Here is a 25,931-nt window from a genome sequence, read left to right as displayed (position 1 = left end):
GCGATGCGGATACGCGTGGAGTCCCCCGACGAGGGCCACGACGGCGGTGCGCAGGGCGCGGCCGGGACGGACGGTGCGCCCGGGACACACGGCCCGGTGCCCCGGCCCTCCGGCCTGCGGCGCATGGCCGCCCGGCTGCGCGGCTGGGGCGGGGTGAGCGCGATGGCGGCCGCCTGCGCGGTGACGGCCGCGGCCGTCCTGCTGCCGCTGGCTCAGGCGGCCCCGGAGGGCGGTCACCCGGCCGTGGTCCGCGAACCCGCCTCCATGGCGGCCGCCCCGGCCCCCTGGTCGCTCACCGACACCTGCCAGGACCCGGAGGCCAGCCTGCGTCCGAACGGTGTGGACGGACCGGCCATCGAGCGGATCCGCAAGGCGGGCAAGCTCGTCGCGGGCGTGGACCAGAACAGCTTCAAGTGGGGCTACCGCAACCCGGTCGACGGCCGGCTGGACGGTTTCGACATCGCTCTGGTCAAGGCCATCGCCAAGGACATCCTGGGCGACGAGAACGCGGTCATCTACCGGGCCATCCCCACCAGCCAGCGCGTCCCCGCACTCCAGGACGGCCGCGTCGACGTGGTCGTGCGGACCATGACCATCAACTGCAAGCGGCTGGAGGACGTCGCGTTCTCGACGGCGTACTTCGAGGCCGGGCAGCAGGTCCTGGCCCCCAAGGGCTCGCCCATCACCGGGTACGACGCCTCGCTGAAGGGCCGCCGCATCTGCACCGCCGCCGGCTCCACGGCCGAGGCGGCGCTCAGGGCCCAGCCGTACGGCTCGGTGTCGGTCAGCGTGCCCAACCAGCTCGACTGCCTGGTCCGGCTCCAGCTGGGCGAGGTGGACGGCATCATCACGGACAACGCGCTCGCGGCCGGCCAGGCCGCGCAGGACCCGTCGGTGCGCCTCGTCGGCTCCCCGTTCACCAGGGAGTTCTACGGGGTGGCCATGAACAAGGACGCCTCCGACCTGGTGCGCCGGGTCAACAAGGTGCTGGAGGACTACCGCGCCGGCGGTGACGGCAGCCCCTGGATGCAGGCGTACGTGACGCACCTCAAGCCCGTTCTGCCCGGGGTGGCCGGACCGCCCGCGCCGAAGTACCGGGACGGCTGAGACAGGTGGCAGAGTCGGAGCCCGATGTCGGGGAAGCGGAGGCGGGGCTTGTGGAGGCGCAGTCGGCAGTGATGGACCGGGACGACGTCGACCGCGCCCTGGCCCGGCTCGGCGCGGAGCACGAGGCCGTCGAGACCTCCCTGCTCGCCCTCCAGGACCACGCCGGGCGCCGGCTGCTGGAAGGGGCCGGGCTGACCGGCGTCACCAAGGAGCGCTGGGCGGCGGCGGATGCCGCCATCACCCGGCTGTGGACGTACTTCGACGCCTACAGCGGGGCGCTGGGCGCCGCCCGGGAGATCCGCGAGCGGCGCCGCTGGCCCGGCCGCGAGGAGCTGATCGAGCTGACCGAGCGGCTGCGGGGGCCCGGGGTGCTGATCGCCGGGGCCGGGGCGGAGGGCGTGGCCCTGGCGGAGCGGCTCTCGCTCGCGGAGCTGGTGTCGCGCATGAACGAGCTGTACGCGAGCTCGCTGGACGTGGTGGTGGCCGCCGACTCGGTGTGGTCGGCGCTGCCCGCCCGCATCGACCTGCTCGCGGCCGAGCTGCACCGCACCCGCTCGCTGGCCCACTCGGTGGGGGTCCGCCCGGGCGAACACCCGTCGGGAGACGACCTGGAGGAGATCACCGCCGAGCTGACCGCGCTGCGGGAGCAGGTGATCGCGGACCCGCTGGCGTTCTGGCAGCCGCTCGCCGGCAGTTCCGCGCCGGGCGGCGGCCGCCCCGACACCGCCCGCTACGACCGGGCGGCGGTCGCGCTGGAGGACGTACGCCGGGAGATCGAGGCGGTCCTGGACGTGCGGCAGGACGCCGAGCAGCGGCTGATCAGCCTGCGGGACGTGCTCTCGCGGGCCGACCGGACCCTGGCGGAGGCGCGGACCGCGCGCGGCGAGGTGCTGGCGAAGATCGCGGCTTCGGAGGTGCCCGTCGTGAGCGGGCCGCCGACGGCGCTCCAGGAGCAGCTGGCCGCGGCGGCCGAGTACCGCCGCCAGGCCCGGTGGCACCGGCTCTCGCCGCTGCTGGAATCGCTGGAGGAGCGGGCCGAGGAGGAACTGCGCAGGGCCCGCGAATCGTTGACCGCCGTGACGGCTCCGTTGGCCGTGCGGGCGGAGTTGCGCGGGCGGCTGGACGCGTACAAGGCGAAGGTGGCCCGGCACGGCATGGCGGAGGATCCGCTCCTGGTCGAGCGGTACGACACGGCACGGCGGATGCTGTGGAGCGCGCCCTGCGATCTGCGGGCCGCCGAGCAGGCCGTGCTGCGCTACCAGCAGGCGACGGCCGAGTCACTGGCACCGCCGCAGCCGCAGTACCGGCCCGACGGGCCGGGGAAGGAGGACGCATGAGTCCGGTCGGAACGGCGTGCGTTCGCCCCGGCTGCCCGGGGTCGTACGAGGACATGGGCGACGGCGGGCTGTACTGCGACACCTGCGGTCTGGCGCCGATCGGCTCCGTCGCGGCGGGCGCGGAGGAGCTGGTGTCGCCGCCGACGGGGATGACGAGCGCGGCCAGGCACCCCGACTCTCAGGGATCCCACGGCTCGCACGGGTCACAGGGCTCGCACGGCTCGGACCGCTCCGGCCGTTCGGGGTCGACGTCGGCCTCGGCGCGGTCCTCGCGGTCCTCCCGTTCCTCGCGGTCCTCCCGTTCCTCGTCCTCGCGCCGCTCGGTGTCGGGCCGGCTCTCGCGCTCCCTGCCGGGCGCCGCGTCGAGCCGCTCGGTGTCGGTGCGCAGTTCGGGTTCGGCGGCCGGACCCTCGGGGCGCAGCCGGCTGGGCGCCGGGCTGGTCAACGTCCCGGAGGTGCCGCGCCCGGATCCCTCGGCGGCGGTGCTGGAGAACCCGGAGGTGCCCGAGCGCAAGCGGTTCTGCTCGCGCTCCGACTGCGGGGCTCCGGTGGGCCGCTCGCGCGGGGACCGGCCGGGGCGGACGGAGGGGTTCTGCACCAAGTGCGGGCACCCGTACTCCTTCGTGCCCAAGCTGCGTGCGGGGGAGGTCGTGCACGGCCAGTACGAGGTGGCGGGCTGCCTCGCGCACGGCGGCCTCGGCTGGGTGTACCTGGCGGTGGACCGGGCCGTCTCGGACCGGTGGGTGGTCCTCAAGGGCCTGCTGGACACCGGGGACCAGGACGCGATGGAGGCGGCGATCTCGGAGCGTCGCTTCCTCGCGGAGATCGAGCACTCCAACATCGTGCGGATCTACAACTTCGTGGAGCACCTGGACCAGCGGACGGGCTCGCTGGACGGGTACATCGTCATGGAGTACGTCGGCGGCAAGTCCCTGAAGGAGATAGCGAACGAGCGGCGGCGGCCGGACGGCCGGCGCGATCCGCTGCCGGTGGAGCAGGCCTGCGCGTACGGGATCGAGGCGCTGGAGGCACTCGGCCACCTGCACAGCAGGAACCTCCTGTACTGCGACTTCAAGGTCGACAACGCGATCCAGCAGCAGGACCAGCTGAAGCTGATCGACATGGGCGCCGTGCGCCGGATGGACGACGAGGAGTCGGCCATCTACGGCACGGTGGGCTACCAGGCGCCGGAGGTGGCCGAGCTCGGCCCCTCGGTCGCCTCCGACCTGTACACGGTGGCGCGGACGCTGGCCGTCCTGACCTTCGACTTCCAGGGCTACACGAACGTGTTCGTGGATTCGCTGCCGGATCCGGAGCACATCGAGGTGTTCGGGCGGTACGAGTCCTTCTACCGGCTGCTGGTCCGGGCGACCGATCCGGATCCGGGGCGGCGGTTCTCGTCCGCGCAGGAGATGGCGGACCAGCTGACGGGCGTACTGCGGGAGGTCGTCGCGCTGCAGACGGGCCGGCCGCGGCCGCAGCTCTCCACGCTCTTCGGGCCGGAGCTGCGGGTTCCGGACACCCGGCTGTTCGCCGACGTGGCCGGGGCCGAAGTGTCCCGGCTGGGGGCGCGGGCCGTGCCGGGTCCCGCGGCGGGCGGCCGACGGCTCGGGCGCCGGGCCGCGCCGTCGGCGGTCCTGCCGCCTCCGGCTCCGGCGGCGGCCGCGGGTCCGGGCGCGGCGGTGGGCCCCTCCGGGGCCCACGGGGCGGCGGCCCTGTCGGCGCCGCTCGGGACGAGCACGACGCACCGCGCCGGCGCGGCCGCGCGGCAGGTCCAGGTACCGGCTCCCCGGCACGCCGCCCCGGTGGCCGCGCCGCCCGCGCCGGCGCCGGGCGTACGCCCCACCGAGCTGGCCGCGCCGGACGCCCGGGGCATGGCGCTGTCCCTGCCGGTGCCGCTGGTGGACTCGGCCGATCCCAACGCGGGGTTCCTGGCCGGACTGCTGGCCACCGCGCCGGGGGACCTGCTGGGCGCCCTGCACGCCGCGCCCGCCGACTCGGCCGAGCTGCGGCTGCGCGAGCTGCGGGCCCGCCTGGAGCTCGGGGAACTGCCCGCGGCCGGAGCCGCCCTGGCCGATCTGGAACGCCGGCATCCGGACGACTGGCGGGTGGTGTGGGCGCGCGGGATCGCCTCCCTGGCCACCGGCGAGGACGCGATGGCCGCCCTGTCCTTCGACGCGATCTACGACGCCTTCCCGGGCGAGCCCGCGCCGAAGCTGGCGCTGGGCCTGTGCGCGGAGATCCTGGGGCAGCTGGACAACGCCGCCGAGTACTACCGGCTGGTCTGGATCACCGACCCGGGGTTCGTGAGCGCCGCCTTCGGGCTGGCCCGGGTCCAGCTCGCCGCGGGCGACCGGGCCGGGGCGGTGCGCACGCTGGAGTCCGTGCCCGAGTCCTCGATCCACTACACCGCCGCACGGGTGGCGGCGGTACGGGCACGCCTGCGCGACCGGTCTCCCCAGGAGGAACTGCTTCCGGATCTGGCGGCTGCTGCCGCGCAGGTGGAGGCCCTGGAGCGGTTCGGGCTGGACGCGGTCCGGCACGAACGGCTGTCGACCGAGGTTCTGGGCTCGGCCCTGGACTGGGTACTGTCGGGTAGCCGGGGTTCCGACCCCGGCCGGAACTCGCTGCTCGGCAGTCAACTGGACGAGCGGGGCCTGCGCTTCGGGCTGGAGCGCTCGTACCGCGTGCTCGCGCGGCTGGCGCAGCGGGGCGAGGACAGGATCGAACTGGTGGAGCGGGCAAACCGTTTCCGTCCCCGGACGTGGGTGTGAGTGATGTCGATGCATCGGCCGTCTGGCTGCCCCAGCTGCGCGGAGCCCCTTGAGGAGGGTGACCGTTTCTGCGGTGTCTGCGGTTCGCCCGTGTCCGCCGCCTCCCCTCCGGTGTCCCGGGACGATCCGACGCTCCCGATCCCGACGCTCCCGGCCGCGCCGACCGGCCCGACGGGGGGCTACGCCCTCGCGGAACCCGCGCCCGGGTGGGGCAGCGTCGCCGCCGGATCGGCGCCCACGCTGGTCGGGGAGACCGCCGGTTGGTCCGCACCGGCGGAGCCCGCCGCCGCCGAGCCGGCGGCACGGGCCGGCCTGATTCCGGATCCCGCGCCCGAGCCGGCGTACGGCGGTGCGCCGGAGCCGGTGTACGGCAGCGCGCCCGAGCCGGCGTACGGAGGCGGCGAGATCCGCCACGACCGGCCGGGCAGCCCCGGCAGCACCCCCACCCCGCCCGAGGGCACCCCCTGGGGTGCGCCCGAAGCCCCGTACGGCGGCGCCGGTCCCGGGCACGAGGGCCCGTACGCCTCCGGCACCGCGCAGGGCGGCAGTCCCGCGGGCGGCGACGGCGGGAAGACCTGCGTGGCCTGCCGGGCCGGCCGGGTCGACACCGACGGGTACTGCGAGCACTGCGGGCACGCCCAGCCCCGCGAGCGCGACCACCTGGAGGAGGAGCTCGGCAGCGTCGCCGCCGTCAGCGACCGGGGGCTGCGCCACCACCGCAACGAGGACTCGTTCGCGGTCGCGGCCACCGCCCTGCCCGACGGATCGGCCGCCACGGTGGCCATCGTCTGCGACGGCGTGTCCTCCGCCAGCCGTCCCGACGAGGCATCGGCCGCGGCGGCCGGCGCCGCCAACGAGGCCCTGCTCGAAGCCCTCCCGCGCGGCGCCCACCCCCAGGAGGCCATGCACGACGCCATCCTGGCCGCGGCCGCCGCCGTGAACGCCCTGGCCCCGGAGGTCCCGGGCGCGCAGAACGCCCCCGCCTGCACCCTGGTCGGCGCCGTCGTCAGCGGTGAGGTGCTGACCATCGGCTGGGTCGGCGACAGCCGCGCGTACTGGGTCCCGGACGACCGGAGCGCGCTGGCCCGCCGCCTCACCGAGGACGACTCCTGGGCGGCCCAGATGGTCGCCGCCGGGCTGATGGGCGAGGCCGAGGCCTACGCCGATGTCCGGGCCCACGCCATCACCGGATGGCTGGGGGCCGACGCGTACGACCTGGAACCGCACACCGCCAGCTTCAAGCCGGACCACGCGGGCGTGGTGGTCGTCTGCACCGACGGCCTGTGGAACTACGCCGAGTCCGCCCAGGAGATGGCCCAGGTACTGCCCGTGGACGCGGCCTCCCGCCCGCTGCACAGCGCGCAGGTCCTGGTCGGTCACGCCCTCGACGGGGGCGGCCACGACAACGTCACCGTGGCCGTCGTCCCGTTCGCCGCCCCGGCCGATCCGGCGACCGCGGCGGCGCCGGAGTCGGCCTCCGCGTCCGCGTCCGCGCCTGCCGGCGCCCAAACGGAACCGCAAACGGAAGCACAGGCGGAGAGGGAAGCACGCCCTCGGCCCTGATCCGCCCGACCCGCACGCCCGTCCTCTTCTAGGAGTCCAGCCGATGGCGAACTTCGCCAAGCCGAGCGCCCCGCGCTTCAGCGTGGAGGTGTACCAGAACGAGTTCCTCCCCGAGGGCGGGCGGGACGTCCACGCCATCGTCACCGTGACCTCCACGGGCGGCGCCGCCGCCAACCGTGCGGCGGCCGCCCGCGGCTCTGCCGCCGTCGTGATCATGGTGGACTGCTCCGGGTCCATGGAGTACCCGCCGGACAAGATGCGCGGCGCCCGCGAGGCCACGGCCGCCGCGATCGACACCCTGCGCGACGGCACCGCGTTCGCCGTCATCGACGGCACGCACGTGGCCAGGGAGGTCTACCCCGGCCAGGGCCGTCTCGCCGTGGCCGACGCCGCCACCCGCGCCCAGGCCAAAGAGGCCCTGCGGTCCCTGAAATCCGGCGGCGGCACCGCCATCGGCACCTGGCTTCGCCTCGCCGACGGCCTGCTGCGCCAGTCCACCGCCACCATCCGGCACGGCATCCTGCTCACCGACGGCCGCAACGAGCACGAGGACCCGGCCGTGCTCCGCGCCACCCTGGAAGCCTGCGCGGGCCGCTTCACCTGCGACGCCCGCGGGGTGGGGACCGACTGGGAGGTCAAGGAGGTCACCGGCATCGCGAGCGCGCTGCTCGGCACGGCCGACATCGTGGCCGATCCGGCGCACCTGACCGAGGACTTCACGCTCATGATGGAGAACGTCATGGGCAAGGAGGTCGCGGACGTCGCGCTGCGCCTGTGGACCCCGGTCGGCGTGGAGATCCAGTACGTCAAGCAGGTCGCGCCCACCGTCCAGGACCTCAGCGACCGCCGCACCGGTGCGGGCCCGCGCGCCGGCGACTACCCGACCGGTTCCTGGGGCGACGAGTCCCGCGAGTACCACGTGTGCGTCCGGGTCCCGGCCGCCTCCGTCGGGCAGGAGATGCTGGCCGCCCGGGCCACGCTCCTGCTCCCCGGCGCGCCGGGCGAGCCGCCGGCCACGCTCGCACAGGGACTCGTACGCGCGGTGTGGACGGACGATCTGGCCGCTTCCACCGCCATCAACGCGCAGGTCGCGCACTACACGGGACAGGCGGAACTCGCGCAGGCTATCCAACAGGGGCTGGAAGCGCGCAAAATGGGCGATGTCGACGGCGCCACGGCCAAGCTCGGCCGTGCCGTGCAATTGGCCAGTGCCTCCGGGAACGCGGACACGGCCAAACTGCTCTCCAAGGTGGTGGATGTCGTCGATGCGGCGGCGGGTACTGTGCGGCTGAAGGCGAAGGTGGCGGATGCCGACGAGATGACCCTCGAAACGCGTTCGATCCAGACCGTCCGTGTGAAGAAGTCCTGAGACCGACCGAGAGACCTGAGAAGACCTGACGCGATGACGCAGGCTGAAGGGGGAAGAGCCGCCATGCCGACCTGCCCGAACGGGCACCAGTCCGGTTCCGACGACTGGTGCGAGGTCTGCGGCCACCGCATGGCTGCCGCCGCGGGCGCGCCAGCGGCGCCCTCCTACGGCTACGGCTACCCTCCCAGCGCCGGGGAGCCGACCGCCCAGGCGGAGCTCTGCCCGCAGTGCCGGACCCCGCGCGAGGCGATGGCCCCGTTCTGCGAGGAGTGCCGGTACAACTTCCTGACGCGCTCGGCGACCTCGTACACGCCGCCGCCGCTGGGCACGGACGCGGGGGCCGCGGGCGGGAACGGGCACGGGCGCGGGACCGGGGCCACCCCGCCTCCTCCGCCACCGCCGCCCGCCCCGCCGCAGATGCCCGCCTCGGCGCCCTTCTCCCAGGACCACTTCGAGTACCAGGGCTCCCGTCCGTCCCGCGTCAACCGGCCGGCCGAGCCGCTGCAGCGCGAGGACGACTGGCTGCTGCCGCCTCCGGCGCACGAGCAGCACCGGCCGCAGGGCCAGGCCCAGCAGCAGCCGTACGGGCAGCAGCCCCCGCCGGCGCCCCACGAGTACCAGCAGCAGCCGCACGAGTACCAGCAGGCACCGCAGGCACCGCAGGTCCAGCAGCAGCAACAGCACCAGCCCCAGCAGCCGTTCCCGCCGCAGAGCACCGGCGCGTGGAGCGCGACGGTCGGGCCCGACCGCTCGTACTTCATGGCGATGATGCAGCGCAGCGGCCCCGAGGCGGCCGGGCTCAACCTGCCCGCGTACTCCCCGGAGCAGCATCTCCCGCTGTCCGGCGGCCAGATCACCATCGGCCGCCGCCGCGCCTCCACGGGTGAGTCCCCGGACATCGACCTGTCGGTGCCCCCGGAGGACCCGGGCGTCTCCCACCAGCACGCCGTGCTCGTCCAGCAGCCCGACCTCAGCTGGGCGGTCGTCGACCAGAACTCCACCAACGGCACCACCATCAACGGTGGCGAGGAGCCGATCCAGCCCTACGTCCCGGTGCCCCTCACCGACGGCGACCGGGTCCACGTGGGCGCCTGGACCACGATCACCATCCGCCGGGGCTGAACCCCGGCTGCCGCGCTACTCCCCCAGGGGCCATACGTACGGGCCCTGGGGGTCGTCGAGCCAGGACCACTGCCCCTCGGCGCTGACCGTCACCCCGAACCGCTCCCGGCCCGGCCGGCCCTCGCCGCGCCACAGGTCCAGCGCCTCGCGCGGGTGCAGCACGCCCGCCGTCAGTACGAGCATGAACTGGAACCGCTCGTTCTCCACCAGCTCGTACGGGAGCCCGTACGACGCCGCCCCGGGCGCGGCCGACGAGGCCGTCGCCCCGCGCAGCGGGACGAAGTACGCCGGGGTGTGCAGGAAGCGGCCCTCCGCGAAGTCGGCGCCGCGGACCGTCAGCGCGATCAGCCCGGTCGACAGCGGGGCGAGGATCCGCGCCCCGGGGCGGCACTGGCCGAGCCAGGCGTGCGGGACCAGCGGCAGGGTGCAGGTCACCAGGATCCGGTCGAAGGGGGCGCGGGAGGGGCAGCCGCGCGCCCCGTCCCCGGTGACCACGGTCGGCCGGTGGCCGAGCAGCGCCAGGTGCGCCCGCGCGGACTCGGTGATCTCCTCGTCCAGGTCGATCGTGGTGACGTGCTCCTCGCCGAGCCGGTGGCTGAGCAGCGCGGCGGTGTACCCGGTGCCCGTGCCGATCTCCAGCACGTCGTCCCCGTCCCGGACGTCCAGCGCCTCCAGCATCTTCGCCATCAGGGAGGGCTGGCTGCTGGAGGAGACCAGCTCGCCGTCGCGCAGCCGGGTGGGGAGCGGGGCGTCGGTGTAGACCCCGCGAAGCCAGCGGGCGCGGTGGGCGGGGTCGGGGTCCTCGCCCCAGAGCCGCTCGTGGCCGGCTCCCCGGCCCGTGAAGAAGTACGGGACGAAGACGTGCCGGGGCACCGCCTCGAAGGCGGCCCGCCAGGCGGGATCGTCCAGCACCCCGGCGGCGGTCAGCTCCCGCACCTGCGCGGCGTGGGCGGCGTCCCGCAGGTCCCGCGCCTCGGCGTGCGCGGCGCGGGACCCGCCCGCGGGACGTGCGGAGTGAGCGGCGTGTGCACCCATGGCTCCACTGTCCTGCGAGCGGGCCCGGGAGGCGAACGGGGGTCGGCGAACGGCGGACCTAAGACCTCCGTCCTCCGTCCGGGCGTCTGAGACGATGGTCGGGTGAATGAGATTCCGCGGGGCACGGTGCAGGAGCAGACGTTCTACGAGCAGGTGGGCGGCGAGGAGACCTTCCGCCGCCTGGTGCGGCGCTTCTACGAGGGGGTCGCGCAGGACCCGCTGCTGCGTCCGATGTACCCGGAGGAGGACCTCGGCCCGGCCGAGGAGCGGTTCGCCCTGTTCCTGATGCAGTACTGGGGCGGCCCGAACACGTACAGCGAGAACCGCGGCCACCCGCGGCTGCGGATGCGGCACGCCCCCTTCCAGGTGGACGCGGCGGCGCACGACGCCTGGCTGGGGCACATGCGCGTGGCGGTGGACGAGCTGGGTCTGGCGCCGGAGCTCGAAGCGCAGCTGTGGCGGTACCTGACGTACGCCGCCGCCTCGATGATCAACACCGCGGGATAGCCCGTACCCGGAACCGCAAGCGGAGGGGCGGCCCGGAGGCTAGACCGGCCTCACCTGGAGGGCGCCCAGGCCCCCGGTGCCGCCGGGGCGGCGCATCGCGATCGAGCCGTACGGGGTGCGCAGCCGGAGCCAGCCGCCGGAGGCGAGCAGGGCCACCGGGTCGGGGACGGCGCCGGGAGCGCCGGCTCCGCTCGCCACGGCCGAGCGGATCGGCCTCAGGAAGCCCAGGGACTGCGCGGCGTGCACGGCGCGCAGCGGGAGCTCGGTGTCGCCCAGCATCCGGGACCAGATCTCGCGGCCGATGCGGTCCCGCTCGGACCGGGTCCGGTGCTGCGGGGGCAGGGCCTCGTCACGGGCGCGGAACTCGGCGACGGACGCGCTCAAGGCGGCCCGTACCTCCTCGGGACCGGGCAGCCCCGGCAGCTGCCGCCAGCCGCCGCGGGGCGGGAGCACCCCGGTCCACGGCGGGCCGGTGACCGGCGCGGGGACGGTGGCGCTCGCGGCGTCCTCGTCCACGGTTTCCAGCAGCTCCCCGGCCGAGACGGTCACGTCCAGCGGGTGGGAGACGGGCACGGCGAGGCGCACCGTGCGGATGGCCAGCACCTCGAAGGAGGCCGGCCGGCCGAAGACGGCGACCGCGCCGCCGGCTGCCTGAAGACGGACAGCGGCGGCGCGGTCGTAGTGCACGAGCCGCCCCAGGAAGGCGGCGAGGTCCGCCGCCTCCCCGGAGTCGGCGAGGCACAGCCGTTCGGTCATGCGGCGATGCGGCCTTCCGCGCGCGAGCCCACGGGCTCGTCGAGGTACTTCTCCAGGAAGTGCCGCTCCTCGGCGGAGATGCGGCGGGGCCGCCCCTCGGCGAGGTTGTACGGCACGACCACGGTCGAGGCCCGCACGTAGACCTTCTCCGGTGCGTCCTCGGTCGCCTCGTCCTTGACCTCGTAACCGATGGTCAGCGACGCGGCACCTATCCGCGTCACCCAGGACTCGATCAGGACGGGCTCGTGACGGTGCACGAGCGGCAGCTTGTAGTCGATCTCGTGGCGGGCCACGACGGACCCGCCCGTGAAGGACTCACTGCCCTCCCCCGGCGCCAGCCGGAACATGAAGTCGATCCTCGCCTCCTCCAGGTAGCGGAGGAAGACCACGTTGTTGACGTGGCCGAAGGAGTCCATGTCCGACCAGCGCAGCGGGCACCGGTAGTGATGTCTGGCCATGTTGCTCAGCCTCGGGTGAGCTTCTTGTACGTGGCGCGGTGCGGACGGGTGGCGTCCGGGCCGAGCCGCTCGATCTTGTTCTTCTCGTAGGACTCGAAGTTGCCCTCGAACCAGAACCACTTCGAGTCACCCTCGTAGGCGAGGATGTGCGTGGCCACTCGGTCCAGGAACCAGCGGTCGTGGGAGACGACCACGGCCGCACCGGGGAATTCGAGGAGCGCGTTCTCCAGGGAGCCCAGGGTCTCGACGTCGAGGTCGTTGGTGGGCTCGTCGAGGAGCAGCAGGTTGCCGCCCTGCTTGAGGGTCAGCGCGAGGTTCAGGCGGTTGCGCTCACCGCCGGAGAGCACGCCGGCCGGCTTCTGCTGGTCCGGGCCCTTGAAGCCGAAGGCGCTGACGTAGGCGCGCGAGGGCATCTCGACGTTGCCGACGTTGATGTAGTCCAGCTCGTCCGACACGACCGCCCAGAGGGTCTTCTTGGGGTCGATGTTGGCGCGGCCCTGGTCGACGTACGAGATCTTGACGGTCTCGCCGACCTTGATCTCGCCGGAGTCCGGCTTCTCCAGGCCCTGGATCATCTTGAAGAGCGTGGTCTTGCCGGCGCCGTTCGGGCCGATGATGCCGACGATGCCGTTGCGCGGCAGCGTGAAGGACAGGTCGTCGATGAGGACCTTGTCGCCGAACGCCTTGGAGAGGTTGTTGACCTCGACCACGATCGAGCCCAGGCGCGGGCCCGGCGGGATCTGGATCTCCTCGAAGTCGAGCTTGCGCATCTTGTCGGCCTCGGCCGCCATCTCCTCGTAGCGAGCGAGACGGGCCTTGGACTTCGCCTGGCGGCCCTTGGCGTTGGAGCGGACCCACTCCAGCTCTTCCTTGAGGCGCTTGGCGCGCTTCTCGTCCTTCTTGCCCTCGACCTTGAGGCGCTCGGCCTTCTTCTCCAGGTAGGTGGAGTAGTTGCCCTCGTAGGGGTGCGCGCGGCCGCGGTCGAGTTCGAGGATCCACTCGGCGACGTTGTCGAGGAAGTAGCGGTCGTGGGTGACCGCCACGACGGCGCCCTTGTACTGGGCCAGGTGCTGCTCCAGCCAGTTCACGGACTCGGCGTCGAGGTGGTTGGTGGGCTCGTCGAGGAGCAGCAGGTCGGGGGCCTCAAGCAGCAGCTTGCAGAGGGCCACGCGGCGCTTCTCACCACCGGAGAGGTTGGTGACGGGCCAGTCGCCGGGCGGGCAGCCCAGGGCGTCCATGGCCTGCTCCAGCTGGGCGTCCAGGTCCCACGCGTTGGCGTGGTCCAGGTCGTCCTGGAGCTTGCCCATCTCCTCCATCAGCTCGTCGGTGTAGTTCGTCGCCATTTCCTCGGCGATCGCGTTGAACCGGTTGAGCTTCTGCTTGATCGGGCCGACGCCGTCCTCGACGTTCTCCAGGACGGTCTTGGACTCGTCGAGCTTGGGCTCCTGCATGAGGATGCCGACGGAGTACCCCGGAGACAGGTACGCGTCACCGTTGGACGGCTGCTCGATGCCCGCCATGATCTTCAGGACGGTGGACTTGCCGGCGCCGTTCGGACCGACCACGCCGATCTTCGCGCCGGGCAGGAAGTTCAGGAAGACGTCATCCAGAATCACCTTGTCGCCGTGCGCCTTGCGCGTCTTGCGCATGGTGTAGATGAACTCAGCCAAGAGAAACCGTCCGGCAGATCGTGGGGTGGGCAGATACACCCCATCTTGCCAGTCGTCCACCCCTACGGGCGAATGGGTAAGGTCAGCCCCCGGCTCTGCGCGCGGTCGCGAACGCCGCGCCGGGGGGGCAGCGCAGGCGCAGGGAGCCGGGGGCCTGATCCTCGATGATCTCGGTGAGGACGTCGAACAGGGTCGGGCCGCGGCCCGCGCGCGCCTCGGCGAGCTCCTCGGCTACCCGGGGACGGTTCGTGGGGTGGCAGCGCGCCAGTACGCCCTCCAGGTGGCGGGCGGTCTCCGGGTGGCCGAGCGCGCGGCGGGACGGTTCGTGATCACGCCACTCGATCACGAAGCCGCCCTCGTCCGGGGTTCCGAAGCCGCCCCGGAGGCAGTCGGCGAAGCTGTCGAGGTTCCGCCCGAAATAGCCCCCGGGGCCGTTGACGGCTTCGCCCGTCACCGCCCAGAAGTCGTCCAGCGTCCTGATCGGCCGCCCTCGATCACGTACGTCGTCGTCACGGCGCCCGAGCCTAGGTGGTGTCAGGCCGGGCGGTACACCGTCAGGGCGTCCGGGAGCGTGTCGAGGACCAGCGCGGGCGGGGCGGGGATGCACTCGCCGTCGTACGCGAGCGGGGTGCCCGGGGGGATGTCCCCGATGCGCAGGCTGCGCAGCCGGGTGGCCGTGTGGACGGGCGAACGGCTCAGCGGGCCCGTCAGCGCGGCCGCGAACAGGCGCGGCCCGGGCCGGCCGCCGCCGTGGACGAGGCGGACGTCGAGCAGGCCCTCGCCGAGGCTGTCGCGGCGGCGGGGCGTGGCGCCGGTGCCGTGGTAGGTGCCGTTGCCCGCGAAGAGCAGCCAGACGCTCCGCGGCCGGCCCGCCAGCCGGAGCCGTACGGGGCGCTCCGCGCGCAGGACCTTCCACGCGGCCAGCAGCGCGGCGGGGCCGCCGCCGATCCGCGGCGCCCAGCGCAGCCGGTGCCGCAGCAGCTCGGGGTAGGCGCCGATGCTGAAGGTGTTCAGGAAGTACCCGGAGCGGCCGTCCTCGGGGTCCGGGCCGGGTGTGAAGCGGCCCGCGCTGACCCGGACCGCGCGGCCGGCGGCGACGGCGCGGCAGGTGTCCTCGGCTCCGCCGAGGCCGAGGTCCAGCGCGAAGTGGTTGAGCGTGCCGCCGGGGAACACCGCCAGCGGCACCCCGGCCCGCAGCGCGGCGGTGGCGGCCGCGTTGACCGTGCCGTCGCCGCCGCACACCCCGAGCACGGTGGACCGGGCGGCCGCCGCCGCCAGCTCCCCGGGCAGCTGCGGACCCTCGCACTCGACCACCTCGGCCCGGGGCAGCCGGGCGCGCAGTACGTCGAGACCCGCCGCGGCGGCCGTTCCGGAGCCGGTGTTGACCACCACCGTGAGCCCGGCCCCGTCCGGCAGCGCGGGCGCCTCGGTGGCCTTCCGCTCGTTGCCGGGGCTGAGCCGCGCCTCCTCCACCCGGCGCGCGATGCGGCGTACGACGAGACCCGCGGCCACACCCAGCGCGGCCCCCGCGGCCACGTCGGACGGGTAGTGGACCCCCGTGTACACGCGGGAGAACGCCACCGATGCCGCCACCGGGGCCAGCAGGGCGCCCCAGCCCGGCGCCCCCAGCGCCAGCCCGGTGGTGAACGCGAACGCGGACGCCGCGTGCCCGGACGGGAACGAGGTGGTCGTCGGCTGCGTCACGAGCCGCCGTACCTCGGGCACCCCTTCCAGCAGCGGCCGGGGCCGCCGTACGGACCACTTGCCGACGGTGTTCACGGTCGCCGAGGCCAGCGCCAGCGAGGCGGCCCCGCACAGCGCCGCCTTGCGGGCCGGTGTCGAGCCGAGGACCGCGATCGCCGCGGCGGCCCCGCCCCACAGCACCCCGTGGTTCGCGGCCCGCCCCAGCCTCGGCAGCACCCGGTCACCGGCCGGCCAGTGCCGGCGGGCCACCCCGTCGAACAGCATCCGGTCCCAGCGTGCGGGGGCTCCCCGCCAGGTCAACTCTTGATCGCCCATTCTCCCCGCCTACCCGCAGGCCCGCCCTGAAACCTGCCGGCGCCCGAAGCGACCCTCGTACGGCCCACGCCGGAGCCCTGCCCGGGAGCGGGCCCTGGCCGGGAGCGGGCCCTGGCCGAGAGCGGGCCCTGGCCAGGGCCCGGGCTCGCGGCCCGGTGCGGGCGCTCTCACGGGCAACGTGCCGCTGCCCACGGGCCCCGTTCCCCAGGGGATGCGGACGCCCCTACGCCTGGTCCTCTTCATCGAGGGGGCGCTTGCGCAGGAGGAGGACCACCAGGCCGCCCAGGACCACCAGGCCCACCGCCAGCGAGGCGATGACCGGGGTGGCCGCCGAGCTGCCGCTGGTCGCCAGCCGCTCGTCGTCGGGGCTGGGCTCCGACGACGCGGCGGCCGCCGCCGCCGCTGCCGAGGCCTGCGTCACGGCCGGCCCGTCGCCCGTGGCGCCGGCTCCCTCGACGACCACCGGCTGCGGCCAGACCGCGCTCGCCGTCGCCGCCAGGGCGGACTGGCTTGAGCCCGCCACGATCTGCGCCTGGCTCGGCACCTCGCTGGTGAAGACCCGGCCGACCGGCACCCTCGTGGAACCCTGGACGGTGACCGAAGCCGAGCCGTCCGGGGTGCCGGCGGGCACCTCGAAGTACAGCTTGCTCCCGTTCGCCGCGGTGGTGACCGGCTTCCCCTCGGCGTCCACCACCCGCACCCCCATCGCCGCGGCCGCCGCGTCCGGGGTGACCGTCACGCTCTGCGCCCCCGTGCGCACGGTGACCGGCCCGAGACGGGTGCCCACCGGCCCCGACACGCTCCCGGGGTCCAGCCCCAGCGAGGCCGGCGGCTCCGGCAGCCTGCCCGCCGACCGCTGGAGGTAGTCGGCCAGCTTCTCCGCCGCCGGATCCGCGGCCTCCACCTGCGCTCCGTCCGCCAGCCGCCAGATCGCGACCTGCGTTCCGGCCGCCGCGCTCTCCGCGGTCAGGGCCCCGGCCCCGGCCGCCTTCGCCAGTCCGGCCAGATCGTTCAGCTGCGGATACGAGTGCTCCAGGACCCAGCGGATCCGTCCCGCCTCCCCGTTCCCGGCGAGCAGGCTGCCGCTCCAGCCGCTCTCCGAGTACCGGGCCTGCGGCTGTGCGTTGCCCGTCACGCCGACCCCGTAGGTCTGGAGCATCCCGCCGCCGTCGACCCGCATCTCGTACAGCCCGGCCGGAATCTGCCGGACCGATCCGTCCTGGGCGCGCAGGACCGCCTGCCCGTACGTCTTCAGCCCGTCCAGCACGGCGCTCGCACCCTCCGGTGTCCGGGGCGCGGGGGTTGCGGAGTCGGCGGCCGCCTGCGCGCCCGGGGCGGCGGCCAGGGCCGCGGCCAGCAGGGCGGCGGCCAGTGGTCGCCGCGCGGAAGCCCGTACGGGCGCCCCCGCTCCGGCCGCGGCCGTGACCGGAGGGACGGGTCTCGCGGAACCGGCGGCAGCGGACGGCGAAGAAGCAGCGGAATCAGGAGCGGAGGATGCGGGAACGGAAATCGACACAGTCTTCCCCTTCGGGCCAATGACCCAGGTGCCCGTGAGTACCGGGGAATCCTAACCGCCTCGAACACTCAGACCACCGCCGCCTTCTGAGTGAGCATCAGTGGCGGGTCCGCCTTGACGACCCGCCGGAACGCGGCTGTCCCCCTGTTCAGGTCGTGGCCGACGGCGATCGCGTCGATGTCCGCCGAGAACCACCGGTTGCCCTCCCCGTCGGGTGGATCGTCGCGCACCCTCAGCCTCCCGTGCACCACCAGCGGCTCCCCCACCGCGACGGAACCCGCCAGGTTCACCGCGAGCACGCGCCGCGCCCAGACGGTGTAGAAGCTGGTGGGCCCGTCCGCCCAGGCCTCCTTGCGCCGGTCGAAGTACCGCGGCGTCACGGCGAACCTGAACCGCGCCGACGGCCCGGTCGCCGTCTCCTTGTAGTCGATCTGCGTGGCCACACACCCGACCAGCGTCACCAGGGTGTCGTTCATCCCGGCAGCCCTCCCCCACATCCGTACCCGTCACGTCCGTACCCGTACGGATCACGCGGCTCTTGCCTCGCGACCCGCCCCGCACGACCATCCGCACGAGGTACGAACCATGCTGGCGCCGCCCCGCGATTCCCGCTGCGGCCTGTGGACTACTCGCGGGTTGTGGACAACTTCGTCCCCCCTGCGGCGACCGTCGCGTACTGCTCGCGCACCTCCCGGTAGCGCAGCAGCTCCGCCGCCACCGGCTCCAGCACCCGGGCCCGCCCGCAGCCGGCCGCCGCCTGCCGCAGCCGCCGCTCGGCGTCCTGCCCGTAGCGCCGCGCCGGGCCCCGGGCCGCGATCGAGCAGGCCCACTCCACCAGCGGACCGCCGACGATGCCCGCCACCATCAGCAGCACCGGCGGCATCAGGCGCGGCTCCAGGACGCCGACGATCTGCCCGACCAGCCACAGCCCGCCGTAGATCTGCAGCAGCGTCATCGCCGCCTGCGCCAGCACCGCCGCCGGCCACCACGTCGGCCGCGGCGGCTTGGCGCTGGGCACCGTGACCGCCGCCCCGAGCGTCACCGCGATCTCGTCCAGCGCCTGCGGGAGCTGATCGGCGCCGCGCACCGCGGCCTCCCGTACGGCCTGCGCCCAGGCGTCGGGCAGCCCGTCGGCCGCCGCGTCGGCGACCGTCCGTACGGCCTGCTCCACGCGCTGGCGCGCCGTCACCTCTTCCTCGGCCGGCGCCTCCGCGCCCACCGGGCCCCGGCTGCCGCCGATCGCCGCCAGGGCGGCCAGCCCGGCCAGCGTGCGCGGGGCGCGCCGGCCCTCGTACCACCGCCACAGCCGCAGCCACGGGGTGCCGCACGCCTTCCCGGCGTTGCGCCGCCAGGCCCGCTCGGCGGCGAGCCCGGCCGCGTACGCCCCGACCGCCTCGGCGAGCCGGTCCTCGAACTCGGCGCGCGCCGCCTCCCCGATCTCGGGCGACGGATGGCCGTCGGCCACGTACAGCGGGCGCAGGCGCCCGGCGGCCCTGTCGACGTCGGCGGAGATGCGGCGGGTCGCGGCGCCCTTCTCCTGGGTGAACTGTGCGAGGAGGTCGCGCAGTTCCCCGACGCCCTCGCCGGTCAGCGCCGACAGGCCGAGGACGGTGGCGCCGGGCTCGTCGTGCTCGCCGAGGGCGATGCCGTCGTCGTCGAGCAGCCGCCGCAGGTCGTCCAGTACGAGGTCGGCCGATTCGCCGGGCAGCCGGTCCACCTGGTTCAGCACCACGAACGTCACCTCGGCGTGCCCGGCCAGCGGCCGCAGGTACCGCTCGTGCAGTACGGCGTCGGCGTACTTCTCCGGATCGACCACCCACACGACCGCGTCGACCAGGGCGAGCACCCGGTCCACGTGCTCGCGGTGGGCTCCGACCGCCGAGTCCAGGTCCGGCAGGTCCACCAGGACCATCCCGCGCAGCGCCCCGGCCTCGGAGGTCTCGCGCGGGCGGCGGCGCAGCCGGCCCGGGATCTCCAGGCGGTCGAGGAGCCCGGCGGCGCCGTCGGACCAGCTGCACGCGATCGGCGCCGCGGTCGTCGGCCTGCGCAGGCCCGTCTCGGAAATCTGCACTCCGGCGAGTGAGTTGAACAGGGTGGACTTGCCGCTTCCGGTGGCTCCGGCGATCGCGACGACCGTGTGCTGCGCCGACAGCCCGCGCCGCGCGGCGGCCTCGTCGAGCACCCGGCCGGCCTCCGCGAGGGTCTTGCCGTCGAGCCGGGTCCGCGAGAGCCCGACCAGCTGGCGCAGCGCTTCGAGGCGGGTGCGCAGGGCCTGCCCTTCCGGGCTGATCGGCGGCGAGGGCGCCTTGCCCCCGTCGTTCCCGGCCCCGGAGACGGCGCGGACGAGCGCGTCGTCGCTCCCGTCGTCCGTGTCGCCGCGGCCGCCGTCCTCGGCGTCGGAGTCGGCATCGATTCCGATTCCGGCTCCGGCTCCGGCTCCGGAACCCGGTCCCGCGCCTGCGCCCGCGCGGCGCGAACGCGCGATGAATCCGTCGTCCCAGCGGTCCTCGGTGCGGTCGCGGTCGGTCAAGGCGGTCACCGCGTCACCTCTCCTTCTGCAGTAGGGACAGCGCGGCGATCAGCTCGGCCTGCGGTTCCGGCGTCACTTCGAGCGCCTCCAGCGGGGCCAGCCGGCGGTCCCGTTCGGCACGCAGCACCTGTTCCAGGTGTTCGGCGACCAGCTCACCGCCCCGGTCGCGCAGGCGTACGGCGGCCTGTACGCCGATCCGCTCGGCGAGCTTCTCTCCGGCGGGGCGGGCCCGCTTGCCGCCGAGGAGGGCCGCGACGAGGAGGGCGGCGACCCCGTCGGGGTCGGGCGCGGGCTGCTTGTCGAGCCGGGCGACCTCTTCCTCGGCGAGTTCCTCCAGTACGCGCCGCCAGTGCCGTACGGCCATGCCGATACGTTCCGCCGCTTCCCGGTCGGGCGCGGGCAGCCGTACCGCCCCGGCGGCCGGCTCGCGCCGCCAGGCCTGGGCGATCCGCTCGTCGGCGGCGGCGACGGCGCACTGGAGCAGCGCGGAGAGCGACTCGGCGAGCGAGTCGAGCAGTTCGTCGGTGCTCGTGTCGAGGGGGTAGCCGCGCCACCGGGTCAGCGCGTCCCCGGCCAGTACGGCGCCCTGGTCGAGGCGGCCCCGGACCCGCTTGCCCTCCCTCTTGTACGCGTCCTCGACGGCCGAGGTCAGCCGTACGGCGGCGGCGTGCTGTGCGGCGACGGCGGACGCCAGCTCCGGCATCCGCCGCCCGAGGGAGTCCAGCGCGCCGAGCGCGGTCCGCCCGACGGCGTACTGGCGGGCGGCGGGGTCCTGCGCGTGGTGGGCGAGCCACGCGAAGAGCGGGGCGACGGCGCTGGCGGGCAGCAGCCCGCCCCCGCCGGCCGATTCGGGCAGCTCGGGCACGGTGAAGCGCGCTACGTCGCCCAGGCCGGCCCGGTTGAGCAGGGCCCCGTACTGGCGCGAGACCTCGGCGAGCACCTGGTGCGGGACCCGGTCGAGGACGATGCCCAGGGTCGCCTTGTACTGCTTGGCGGTGCGCAGCAGGTGCCAGGGGACGGCGTCGGCGTACCGCGAGGCGGTGGTGACCATGACCCAGACGTCGGCGGCGCAGATGAGCTGCGCGGCGAGTGTCCGGTTCTCGACCACGAGGGAGTCGATGTCGGGGGCGTCGAGGATGGCGAGCCCGCGCGGGAGGCCGGCGGCGGTCTCGATGCGCAGTTCGCGGGTGGCGGCGGTGGTCCCGAATCCGCGGGGAGAGCCGCGGTGGGGACCGGGGAGGGGGTCGTCCTCCCCGGGCGGTGCCCAGACCCGCATCAGGTCGGGGAGCACGCGCATGCCGGCGAACCAGTGGTGGTCATCCGGATGGCAGACGAGTACGGGGACACGGGTGGTGGGCCGCAGGACGCCGGCCTCACTCACCTGGCGTCCCACGAGGGAGTTGACGAGGGTGGACTTACCGGCCCCGGTGGACCCGCCGACGACGGCGAGCAGCGGCGCCTCGGGCGCCTTCAGCCGGGGTACGAGGTAGTCGTCGAGCTGCGCGAGCAGCTCGGCTCTGGTCTGGCGGGCGCGCGGGGCGCCGGGCAGGGGCAGCGGCAGACGCACGGACGCGACCCGGTCGCGCAGGGCGGACAGGGCATCGAGCAGCTGAGGCCGAACATCCAAGGTCACCACATGCGAAGAATGCCCAATTTGGGACCATTTTTGAAGCTTATAGGCCCTCTGCGCGCCGATCGCGAGTCCAGTGGGACCTTTCGGGCACATCGGACGAGTGGGACTCAGGCATAACGAGTGCACAACACCAGGGGCGCCGCGGCGCAAAAGCGATGCGAGAATCGCACCTGCCTGCGATTATCGGGACCGCTTCACCGAACCTCCACATCGTGGCACGCGGGTGAAGCAACCGGGACAAGGCAGCCGGAGCCCTATCCTTGACCCGGTCCGGACGACAGTCCCACCCCCACCCCGGGGCTCCAGGCCACCACGGCCACCTTCCGGCCCCCGTAGCTCAGTGGATAGAGCAGGTGCCTTCTAAGCACTTGGCCGCAGGTTCGAGTCCTGCCGGGGGCACTCTCCTCACCTCAAGCCCTCCCCGCCGGGGAGGGCTTTCGCGTAGCCGGAAGCGGCCCCTTCGGCAGCGGACGGGACCGGCCGTCCCCCCTTGCGCCCTGGTGCGGGGGCGGGGTCGTGCGGGAAGGTGGGCGGGTGGCGGACGGAGCTGTTGAGCGGGCGCGGTCGTTCGGGTCGGCGGCCGGGCGGTACGCGGACTACCGGCCCTCGTATCCGGACGGGCTGTTCGACGTCCTGGAGGAGGTCTCCGGGGTGGCGCTCGCCGGGGCGCGGGTCGCCGACGTGGGGGCCGGCACCGGGATCGCCACCCGGCTGCTGTACGAACGCGGGGCCGCCGTGGTCGGCGTAGAACCCGGGGCCGGGATGGCCGCCGAGTTCCGGCGCCGCCATCCGCGGGTGCCGCTCGTACGGGGGGACGGGGACCGGCTGCCGTTCGCGTCCGGGTCCCTCGACCTTCTGACGTACGCGCAGTCCTGGCACTGGACCGATCCCGCACGGTCCGGGCCGGAGGCCCTGCGCGTGCTGCGGCCCGGCGGGGCGCTGGCCGTCTGGTCCAACGATCCGGACGCCGGCGTCGAATGGATCGCCGGACAGCAGGCGCGGATCGAGGAGGAATTCGGTCCCGGCTGGTACGTCAACGAACACCCCCGGCCACAGGGCGGCTTGGAGTTCACCACCCGGTCGCTGCGCTGGTCCCGCCGGATCGCCGTCGATGCGCACCTCGCCAAGCTGGCTACCCACTCCCTCTTCCTGGTCGGCCTGCCCGGCACCGACGAGTTCCTGGCCCGGGAGAGGGAGCGTCTGCTCCGGCTGTTCCCCGGGGGGACGGTTGCGGAGCACTACGTCGTCGACCTGCGGGTCGCGCGGGCGGGTCAGCCGAAGCGGCCCTGGACGTAGTCCGACGTGCGGGGGTCCTGGGGGGTGGAGAACATCGCCTCCGTGGGGCCGTGTTCGACGATGTGGCCCGGCGTGCCCTGTTCCGCGAGGAAGAAGGCGCACTGGTCGGAGACGCGGGCGGCCTGCTGCATGTTGTGCGTGACGATCACGATGGTGACCTCCTCGGCCAGCTCCCGGATCGTCTCCTCGATGCGGCGCGTCGAGGTCGGGTCCAGGGCCGAGCAGGGCTCGTCCATCAGCAGGATCTGCGGGCGTACCGCCAGGGAGCGGGCGATGCACAGGCGCTGCTGCTGACCGCCGGAGAGGGCGCCGCCCGGCTGGCGCAGGCGGTCGCGGACCTCCGTCCACAGGCCCGCCTTGGTGAGGCATTCCTCCACCAGGTCGTCCTTCTCGGCCCCCGAAGCGCGCGTTCCGGTGAGTTTCAGGCCCGCCGTGACGTTGTCGTACACCGACATCGCCGGGAAGGGGTTCGGCTTCTGGAAGACCATCCCGATGCGGCGGCGGGCGTCGGTGAGGCGGCGGCCGCGGGCGTAGACGTCCTCGCCGTCCAGCAGTACCTCACCCGCCAGTTCGGCGCCGGGGATCAGCTCGTGCATCCGGTTCAGGATGCGCAGGAACGTGGACTTGCCACAGCCCGAGGGGCCGATCAGCGCCGTCACCCTGCCGCCGGGCATGGTCAGCGAGACCCGGTCGAGGACCTTGCGGCCGCCGAACCAGGCCGAGACGTCCCGGGCGTCGAGCGAGGAGGGTCCCGCGGCCCGGGACACGGTGGGGAGTTCGATGGTCTGGGACATCAGGGCCTCGTTCACAGGAGGTTGGGCAGGAGGAGGGCGGCCTGGTCGGCGGCCGCGAGGCCGAGGGCGGCCAGTACGGGCACCCCGACCAGCCAGGTGTGCCCGCGGCCCCAGCGGACCCGGGCCCAGGCCAGCGCGGCGGCGGCGAGCAGCAGCGCCTGCCCCCACAGGACCAGCGGCAGCCAGGCCGAGGCCTGGCCCGTCATGGGTGCCTCGGCGGCGGGCAGCCGCCCCGGCATGCGCCCGCCGGACTGCTGCGGGGGCGAGACGAGTTCGGCGTCGACCTGGAGGACGCCGCCGGGGAGGCTGCCTCCGCGGACGGCGAGCCCGGGTACGTCCGCGGCGCCGGGCAGGCGCAGGCCGCGCAGCCGCCGGGTGTGGGTGACGCGTGACGCGACCTGGGCCTCGGCGGTCGCGGACAGGAACAGCTGGAGGCTGTGGCGGCACTCGCGCTGGCGGCGGAAGGTGCGGACGGCGACGGCGACGCACTGCTCTTCGAGCGCGAGCCGCCAGGTCCAGGCACCGGTTCCGGAGGACATCACGACCAGCGGGGCTGCCTGCTCGATGTGCCCCTGGAGCTGTTCGACGGCCGCGCAGCAGGCCGTGAGGCTGCCGTGCACGTGGGGACTGCGGCCGAGCGCGTGGTTGTTGGCTCCGACGAGCCGCCAGGTCACGGCGTCGGGGGTGCCTTCGGAGCCCTCGCCCCCGTCGCCGCCCCCGCCGCGGCTTGCGCTGCCGGCGCTCGCGCCGGAGCCTCTCCCCCGCACTGGTGCGGGTGCCTGACGTCGTGCGACGTCCACCCAGGACACGAACAGAAAACGTGGTCGAGACACCGGACCGCCCCCCTTCCCCACAGGCCGTAGATGGCCGGAAAGCAGCCACCCCACCCACGGCTGCGGGCATGACAATCCACGGGGCGTGGGGCTCTGGGGCACACGGATCGGTGAAGCGGAAACGGAGAAAACGTGAACGCGAGAAGGGGGCGCGCGGGAGGGCGCGCGAAACGCGTCCGGTCCCGCCCGAGGGGGTGGGCGGGACCGGAGATCAAGGGGCGTCAGGGTTGATCATGGCTGGAATCAGGCGGCGGGGGCGTCCTGGGGAGAGACCCCGAAGGCCTTGACTGCCTGGTAGTAGGTCCACGCGGTGCTGTCGCAGGAGCCCTTCTTCACACCCGAGTACGCCGAGCAGACGCGCTTCAGGTCTGCGTAGAGGGCGTCGTCCAGCCGGGCCTTGTTGGCCGAAAATACACCTGCGGCCTTGTGGTTGCGGTAGCCGAAGTCGTGGCGGGCGCAGGCGGTCTGGAAGGGGAACCCGAAGGGGTTGTCGGGCGAGGAGGAGCAGTAGTCGGTCGACCAGTCGAACCCGTACGGCGCCCACTTGCCCTGGTTGCCGCGCGCGGCGACCCAGGCGTTGTGGCTGGCGGCGCTGGTCTGCGTCCAACCGCTCAGGACCTGCGGCTTGTCGGCCGGGACCGCTGCGGAGGCGGGGGCGGCGGCGAAGAGCACACCGGCCGCGACCGCCGATGCGAGGACGGGAACGAGACGACGGCGCATGGCATTCCTCCAGGACGGGAGTGGGCGGGCCGCCGGGAGGTGCCCCGGTACGGCGTCGGATCCCACCGTCGGGGTGCGCCCTGGCGCCGCCGCCCAGCGCCGCTATAACGCCGCCCGGCGGGGGCGGGTGGCGGGCGGGGGCCTCCCAAGGAGTGCGGAAGGGGGGCCGGTTGGAGGACGTGCAGCTCTCAGGTAGCACGCGGTGTCAGACTTCCGGCAGAGGACCGGCTCGTCCTGCGGAGGGACGCGCACGGGGGTGCGTGCAGCCGAGACTGATCACATGAACCGCCGTCCCCTCGCCATCGCCGCCGCCATCGTGGGAGTCGTCGCCACCGCCGCGCTCGCGCTGCCCAACCTCCCGCCCAACCCCTTGACCGACTCGATCAACGACAAGGTCTTCGAGGAGAAGAGCAAGCACTTCGCGACCGCCGCCGACGCGCCCGCGCGCGGCAACGCGGCCTTCGCGCTGCCGTCCTGGGTGCCCAAGGACGCCACGGACATACGCATACGCACGCGCGCCAAGGGCGAGGCGCGGCTGATCCGCTTCACGCTCGGGACGACCCCGCTGGACGGCCCGCAGTGCACGGCCGGCACGCCGAAGGACATGGGCGGGCGGAGGCTGAACGCCAAGTGGTGGCCGCACGGCACCCGGGCCGAGGAGCGGCCCGAATGCCGGGACGTCCACCAGTACCAGGTGGCGGTGCGCGGCAAGCGCGTCTACGCCTGGACCGACGGCACCCCGTCACCGGGCTCCCGGCCCCAGGACAGCCCCCCGGCCGCGGCCCACGCCAGCAGCCAGGGCTAGCGACGTCCCTCCCGTACGCACCGCACCGCACCGCACCGGACCGCACCGCACCGCACCGCACCGGATCGGCGCTCGTCTAGGCTCAAC

General features: G+C 74.3%; 21 protein-coding genes, 1 tRNA gene and 1 pseudogene. 10 read left to right on the top strand and 13 right to left on the bottom strand.

The genetic code is table 11. From position 1 onward, the window contains the following. The first annotated feature begins 3 nt into the window (after window positions 1-3). From ACFYXV_RS13710 to ACFYXV_RS13685, 6 genes are all read left to right on the top strand, one after another. Window positions 4-1,107, top strand: a complete 1,104-nt coding sequence (locus ACFYXV_RS13710) for a glutamate ABC transporter substrate-binding protein (RefSeq protein WP_389382953.1) — start codon at window positions 4-6, stop codon at window positions 1,105-1,107. A 71-nt stretch (window positions 1,108-1,178) separates the two neighbouring features. Beyond that, window positions 1,179-2,444 (top strand): hypothetical protein, encoded by a 1,266-nt coding sequence (locus ACFYXV_RS13705; RefSeq protein WP_385476035.1) that lies wholly within the window; start codon window positions 1,179-1,181, stop codon window positions 2,442-2,444. After that, window positions 2,441-5,218, top strand: coding sequence for a tetratricopeptide repeat protein (locus ACFYXV_RS13700; protein ID WP_389382952.1), 2,778 nt, complete (start codon window positions 2,441-2,443; stop codon window positions 5,216-5,218). Before ACFYXV_RS13705 ends, ACFYXV_RS13700 begins: the two co-directional genes overlap by 4 nt. Window positions 5,219-5,308: 90 nt before the next feature. Continuing rightward, window positions 5,309-6,781: a protein phosphatase 2C domain-containing protein gene (locus ACFYXV_RS13695; protein WP_389382951.1), complete on the top strand. Its 1,473-nt coding sequence runs from the start codon at window positions 5,309-5,311 to the stop codon at window positions 6,779-6,781. A 43-nt stretch (window positions 6,782-6,824) separates the two neighbouring features. After that, a complete protein-coding gene (locus tag ACFYXV_RS13690; RefSeq protein ID WP_385477056.1) occupies window positions 6,825-8,150 on the top strand; it encodes a VWA domain-containing protein in 1,326 nt (441 codons plus the stop codon). A 63-nt stretch (window positions 8,151-8,213) separates the two neighbouring features. Beyond that, window positions 8,214-9,272 carry an FHA domain-containing protein gene (locus tag ACFYXV_RS13685; protein ID WP_389382950.1) on the top strand — a complete coding sequence of 353 codons (1,059 nt, stop codon included), beginning with the start codon at window positions 8,214-8,216 and terminating at the stop codon, window positions 9,270-9,272. A 15-nt stretch (window positions 9,273-9,287) separates the two neighbouring features. On the opposite strand, the gene ACFYXV_RS13680 is transcribed toward ACFYXV_RS13685, so the two are convergent. Then, window positions 9,288-10,307, bottom strand: coding sequence for a methyltransferase domain-containing protein (locus ACFYXV_RS13680; RefSeq protein WP_389382949.1), 1,020 nt, complete (start codon window positions 10,305-10,307; stop codon window positions 9,288-9,290). A gap of 102 nt (window positions 10,308-10,409) precedes the next feature. Between ACFYXV_RS13680 and ACFYXV_RS13675 the strand changes: the two genes are divergently transcribed. Beyond that, entirely contained in the window at window positions 10,410-10,814 is a 405-nt protein-coding gene (locus ACFYXV_RS13675; RefSeq protein ID WP_099892271.1) for a globin, read from the top strand. Between the two features lie 39 nt (window positions 10,815-10,853). On the opposite strand, the gene ACFYXV_RS13670 is transcribed toward ACFYXV_RS13675, so the two are convergent. The 9 genes and pseudogenes from ACFYXV_RS13670 to ACFYXV_RS13630 all read right to left on the bottom strand — a co-directional run bounded on the left by ACFYXV_RS13670 (window position 10,854) and on the right by ACFYXV_RS13630 (window position 21,390). Continuing rightward, entirely contained in the window at window positions 10,854-11,570 is a 717-nt protein-coding gene (locus ACFYXV_RS13670) for a hypothetical protein (protein ID WP_385477048.1), read from the bottom strand. After that, window positions 11,567-12,028: an acyl-CoA thioesterase gene (locus ACFYXV_RS13665; protein ID WP_383345199.1), complete on the bottom strand. Its 462-nt coding sequence runs from the start codon at window positions 12,026-12,028 to the stop codon at window positions 11,567-11,569. Before ACFYXV_RS13665 ends, ACFYXV_RS13670 begins: the two co-directional genes overlap by 4 nt. A 5-nt stretch (window positions 12,029-12,033) precedes the next feature. Then, a complete protein-coding gene (ettA, locus tag ACFYXV_RS13660) occupies window positions 12,034-13,698 on the bottom strand; it encodes an energy-dependent translational throttle protein EttA (RefSeq protein ID WP_202201524.1) in 1,665 nt (554 codons plus the stop codon). Window positions 13,699-13,780: 82 nt separating this feature from the next. Further along, window positions 13,781-14,211, bottom strand: a pseudogene (locus tag ACFYXV_RS13655) (barstar family protein). A 21-nt stretch (window positions 14,212-14,232) separates the two neighbouring features. Next, complete coding sequence (locus tag ACFYXV_RS13650; RefSeq protein ID WP_389382948.1) at window positions 14,233-15,717, bottom strand: bifunctional phosphatase PAP2/diacylglycerol kinase family protein; 1,485 nt, start codon at window positions 15,715-15,717, stop codon at window positions 14,233-14,235. Window positions 15,718-15,940: 223 nt separating this feature from the next. After that, window positions 15,941-17,233, bottom strand: coding sequence for a thioester domain-containing protein (locus ACFYXV_RS13645; RefSeq protein WP_389382947.1), 1,293 nt, complete (start codon window positions 17,231-17,233; stop codon window positions 15,941-15,943). Between the two features lie 68 nt (window positions 17,234-17,301). After that, window positions 17,302-17,709 (bottom strand): single-stranded DNA-binding protein, encoded by a 408-nt coding sequence (locus tag ACFYXV_RS13640; protein WP_385470247.1) that lies wholly within the window; start codon window positions 17,707-17,709, stop codon window positions 17,302-17,304. Window positions 17,710-17,858: 149 nt separating this feature from the next. After that, window positions 17,859-19,772 (bottom strand): GTPase, encoded by a 1,914-nt coding sequence (locus ACFYXV_RS13635; protein WP_389382946.1) that lies wholly within the window; start codon window positions 19,770-19,772, stop codon window positions 17,859-17,861. 4 nt (window positions 19,773-19,776) lie between these two features. Beyond that, window positions 19,777-21,390, bottom strand: coding sequence for an ATP-binding protein (locus ACFYXV_RS13630; protein WP_389382945.1), 1,614 nt, complete (start codon window positions 21,388-21,390; stop codon window positions 19,777-19,779). Between the two features lie 332 nt (window positions 21,391-21,722). Here ACFYXV_RS13630 and ACFYXV_RS13625 point away from each other — a divergent pair. Continuing rightward, window positions 21,723-21,795: transfer RNA gene (locus ACFYXV_RS13625), tRNA-Arg, on the top strand. Between the two features lie 135 nt (window positions 21,796-21,930). Next, window positions 21,931-22,692, top strand: coding sequence for a class I SAM-dependent methyltransferase (locus ACFYXV_RS13620; protein ID WP_389382944.1), 762 nt, complete (start codon window positions 21,931-21,933; stop codon window positions 22,690-22,692). Here ACFYXV_RS13620 and ACFYXV_RS13615 read toward each other — a convergent pair. The 3 genes from ACFYXV_RS13615 to ACFYXV_RS13605 all read right to left on the bottom strand — a co-directional run bounded on the left by ACFYXV_RS13615 (window position 22,668) and on the right by ACFYXV_RS13605 (window position 25,039). Next, window positions 22,668-23,486, bottom strand: a complete 819-nt coding sequence (locus tag ACFYXV_RS13615; protein ID WP_389382943.1) for a phosphate ABC transporter ATP-binding protein — start codon at window positions 23,484-23,486, stop codon at window positions 22,668-22,670. The two genes, ACFYXV_RS13620 and ACFYXV_RS13615, sit on opposite strands and share 25 nt — an antisense overlap. 11 nt (window positions 23,487-23,497) lie before the next feature. Next, a complete protein-coding gene (locus tag ACFYXV_RS13610) occupies window positions 23,498-24,160 on the bottom strand; it encodes a hypothetical protein (protein WP_389382942.1) in 663 nt (220 codons plus the stop codon). Between the two features lie 402 nt (window positions 24,161-24,562). Continuing rightward, a complete protein-coding gene (locus tag ACFYXV_RS13605) occupies window positions 24,563-25,039 on the bottom strand; it encodes a phospholipase (protein ID WP_389382941.1) in 477 nt (158 codons plus the stop codon). A 280-nt stretch (window positions 25,040-25,319) separates the two neighbouring features. Here ACFYXV_RS13605 and ACFYXV_RS13600 point away from each other — a divergent pair, with 280 nt between their 5' ends. Continuing rightward, window positions 25,320-25,844, top strand: a complete 525-nt coding sequence (locus ACFYXV_RS13600) for a hypothetical protein (protein ID WP_385470235.1) — start codon at window positions 25,320-25,322, stop codon at window positions 25,842-25,844. The last annotated feature ends 87 nt before the right edge of the window (window positions 25,845-25,931 follow it).

The sequence above is a fragment of the Streptomyces sp. NPDC002181 genome (genome assembly GCF_042890485.1).
GTDB lineage: Bacteria > Actinomycetota > Actinomycetes > Streptomycetales > Streptomycetaceae > Streptomyces.
Note: the sequence above shows the minus strand (reverse complement) of the source record. Positions and strands in the feature narration are given on the sequence as shown.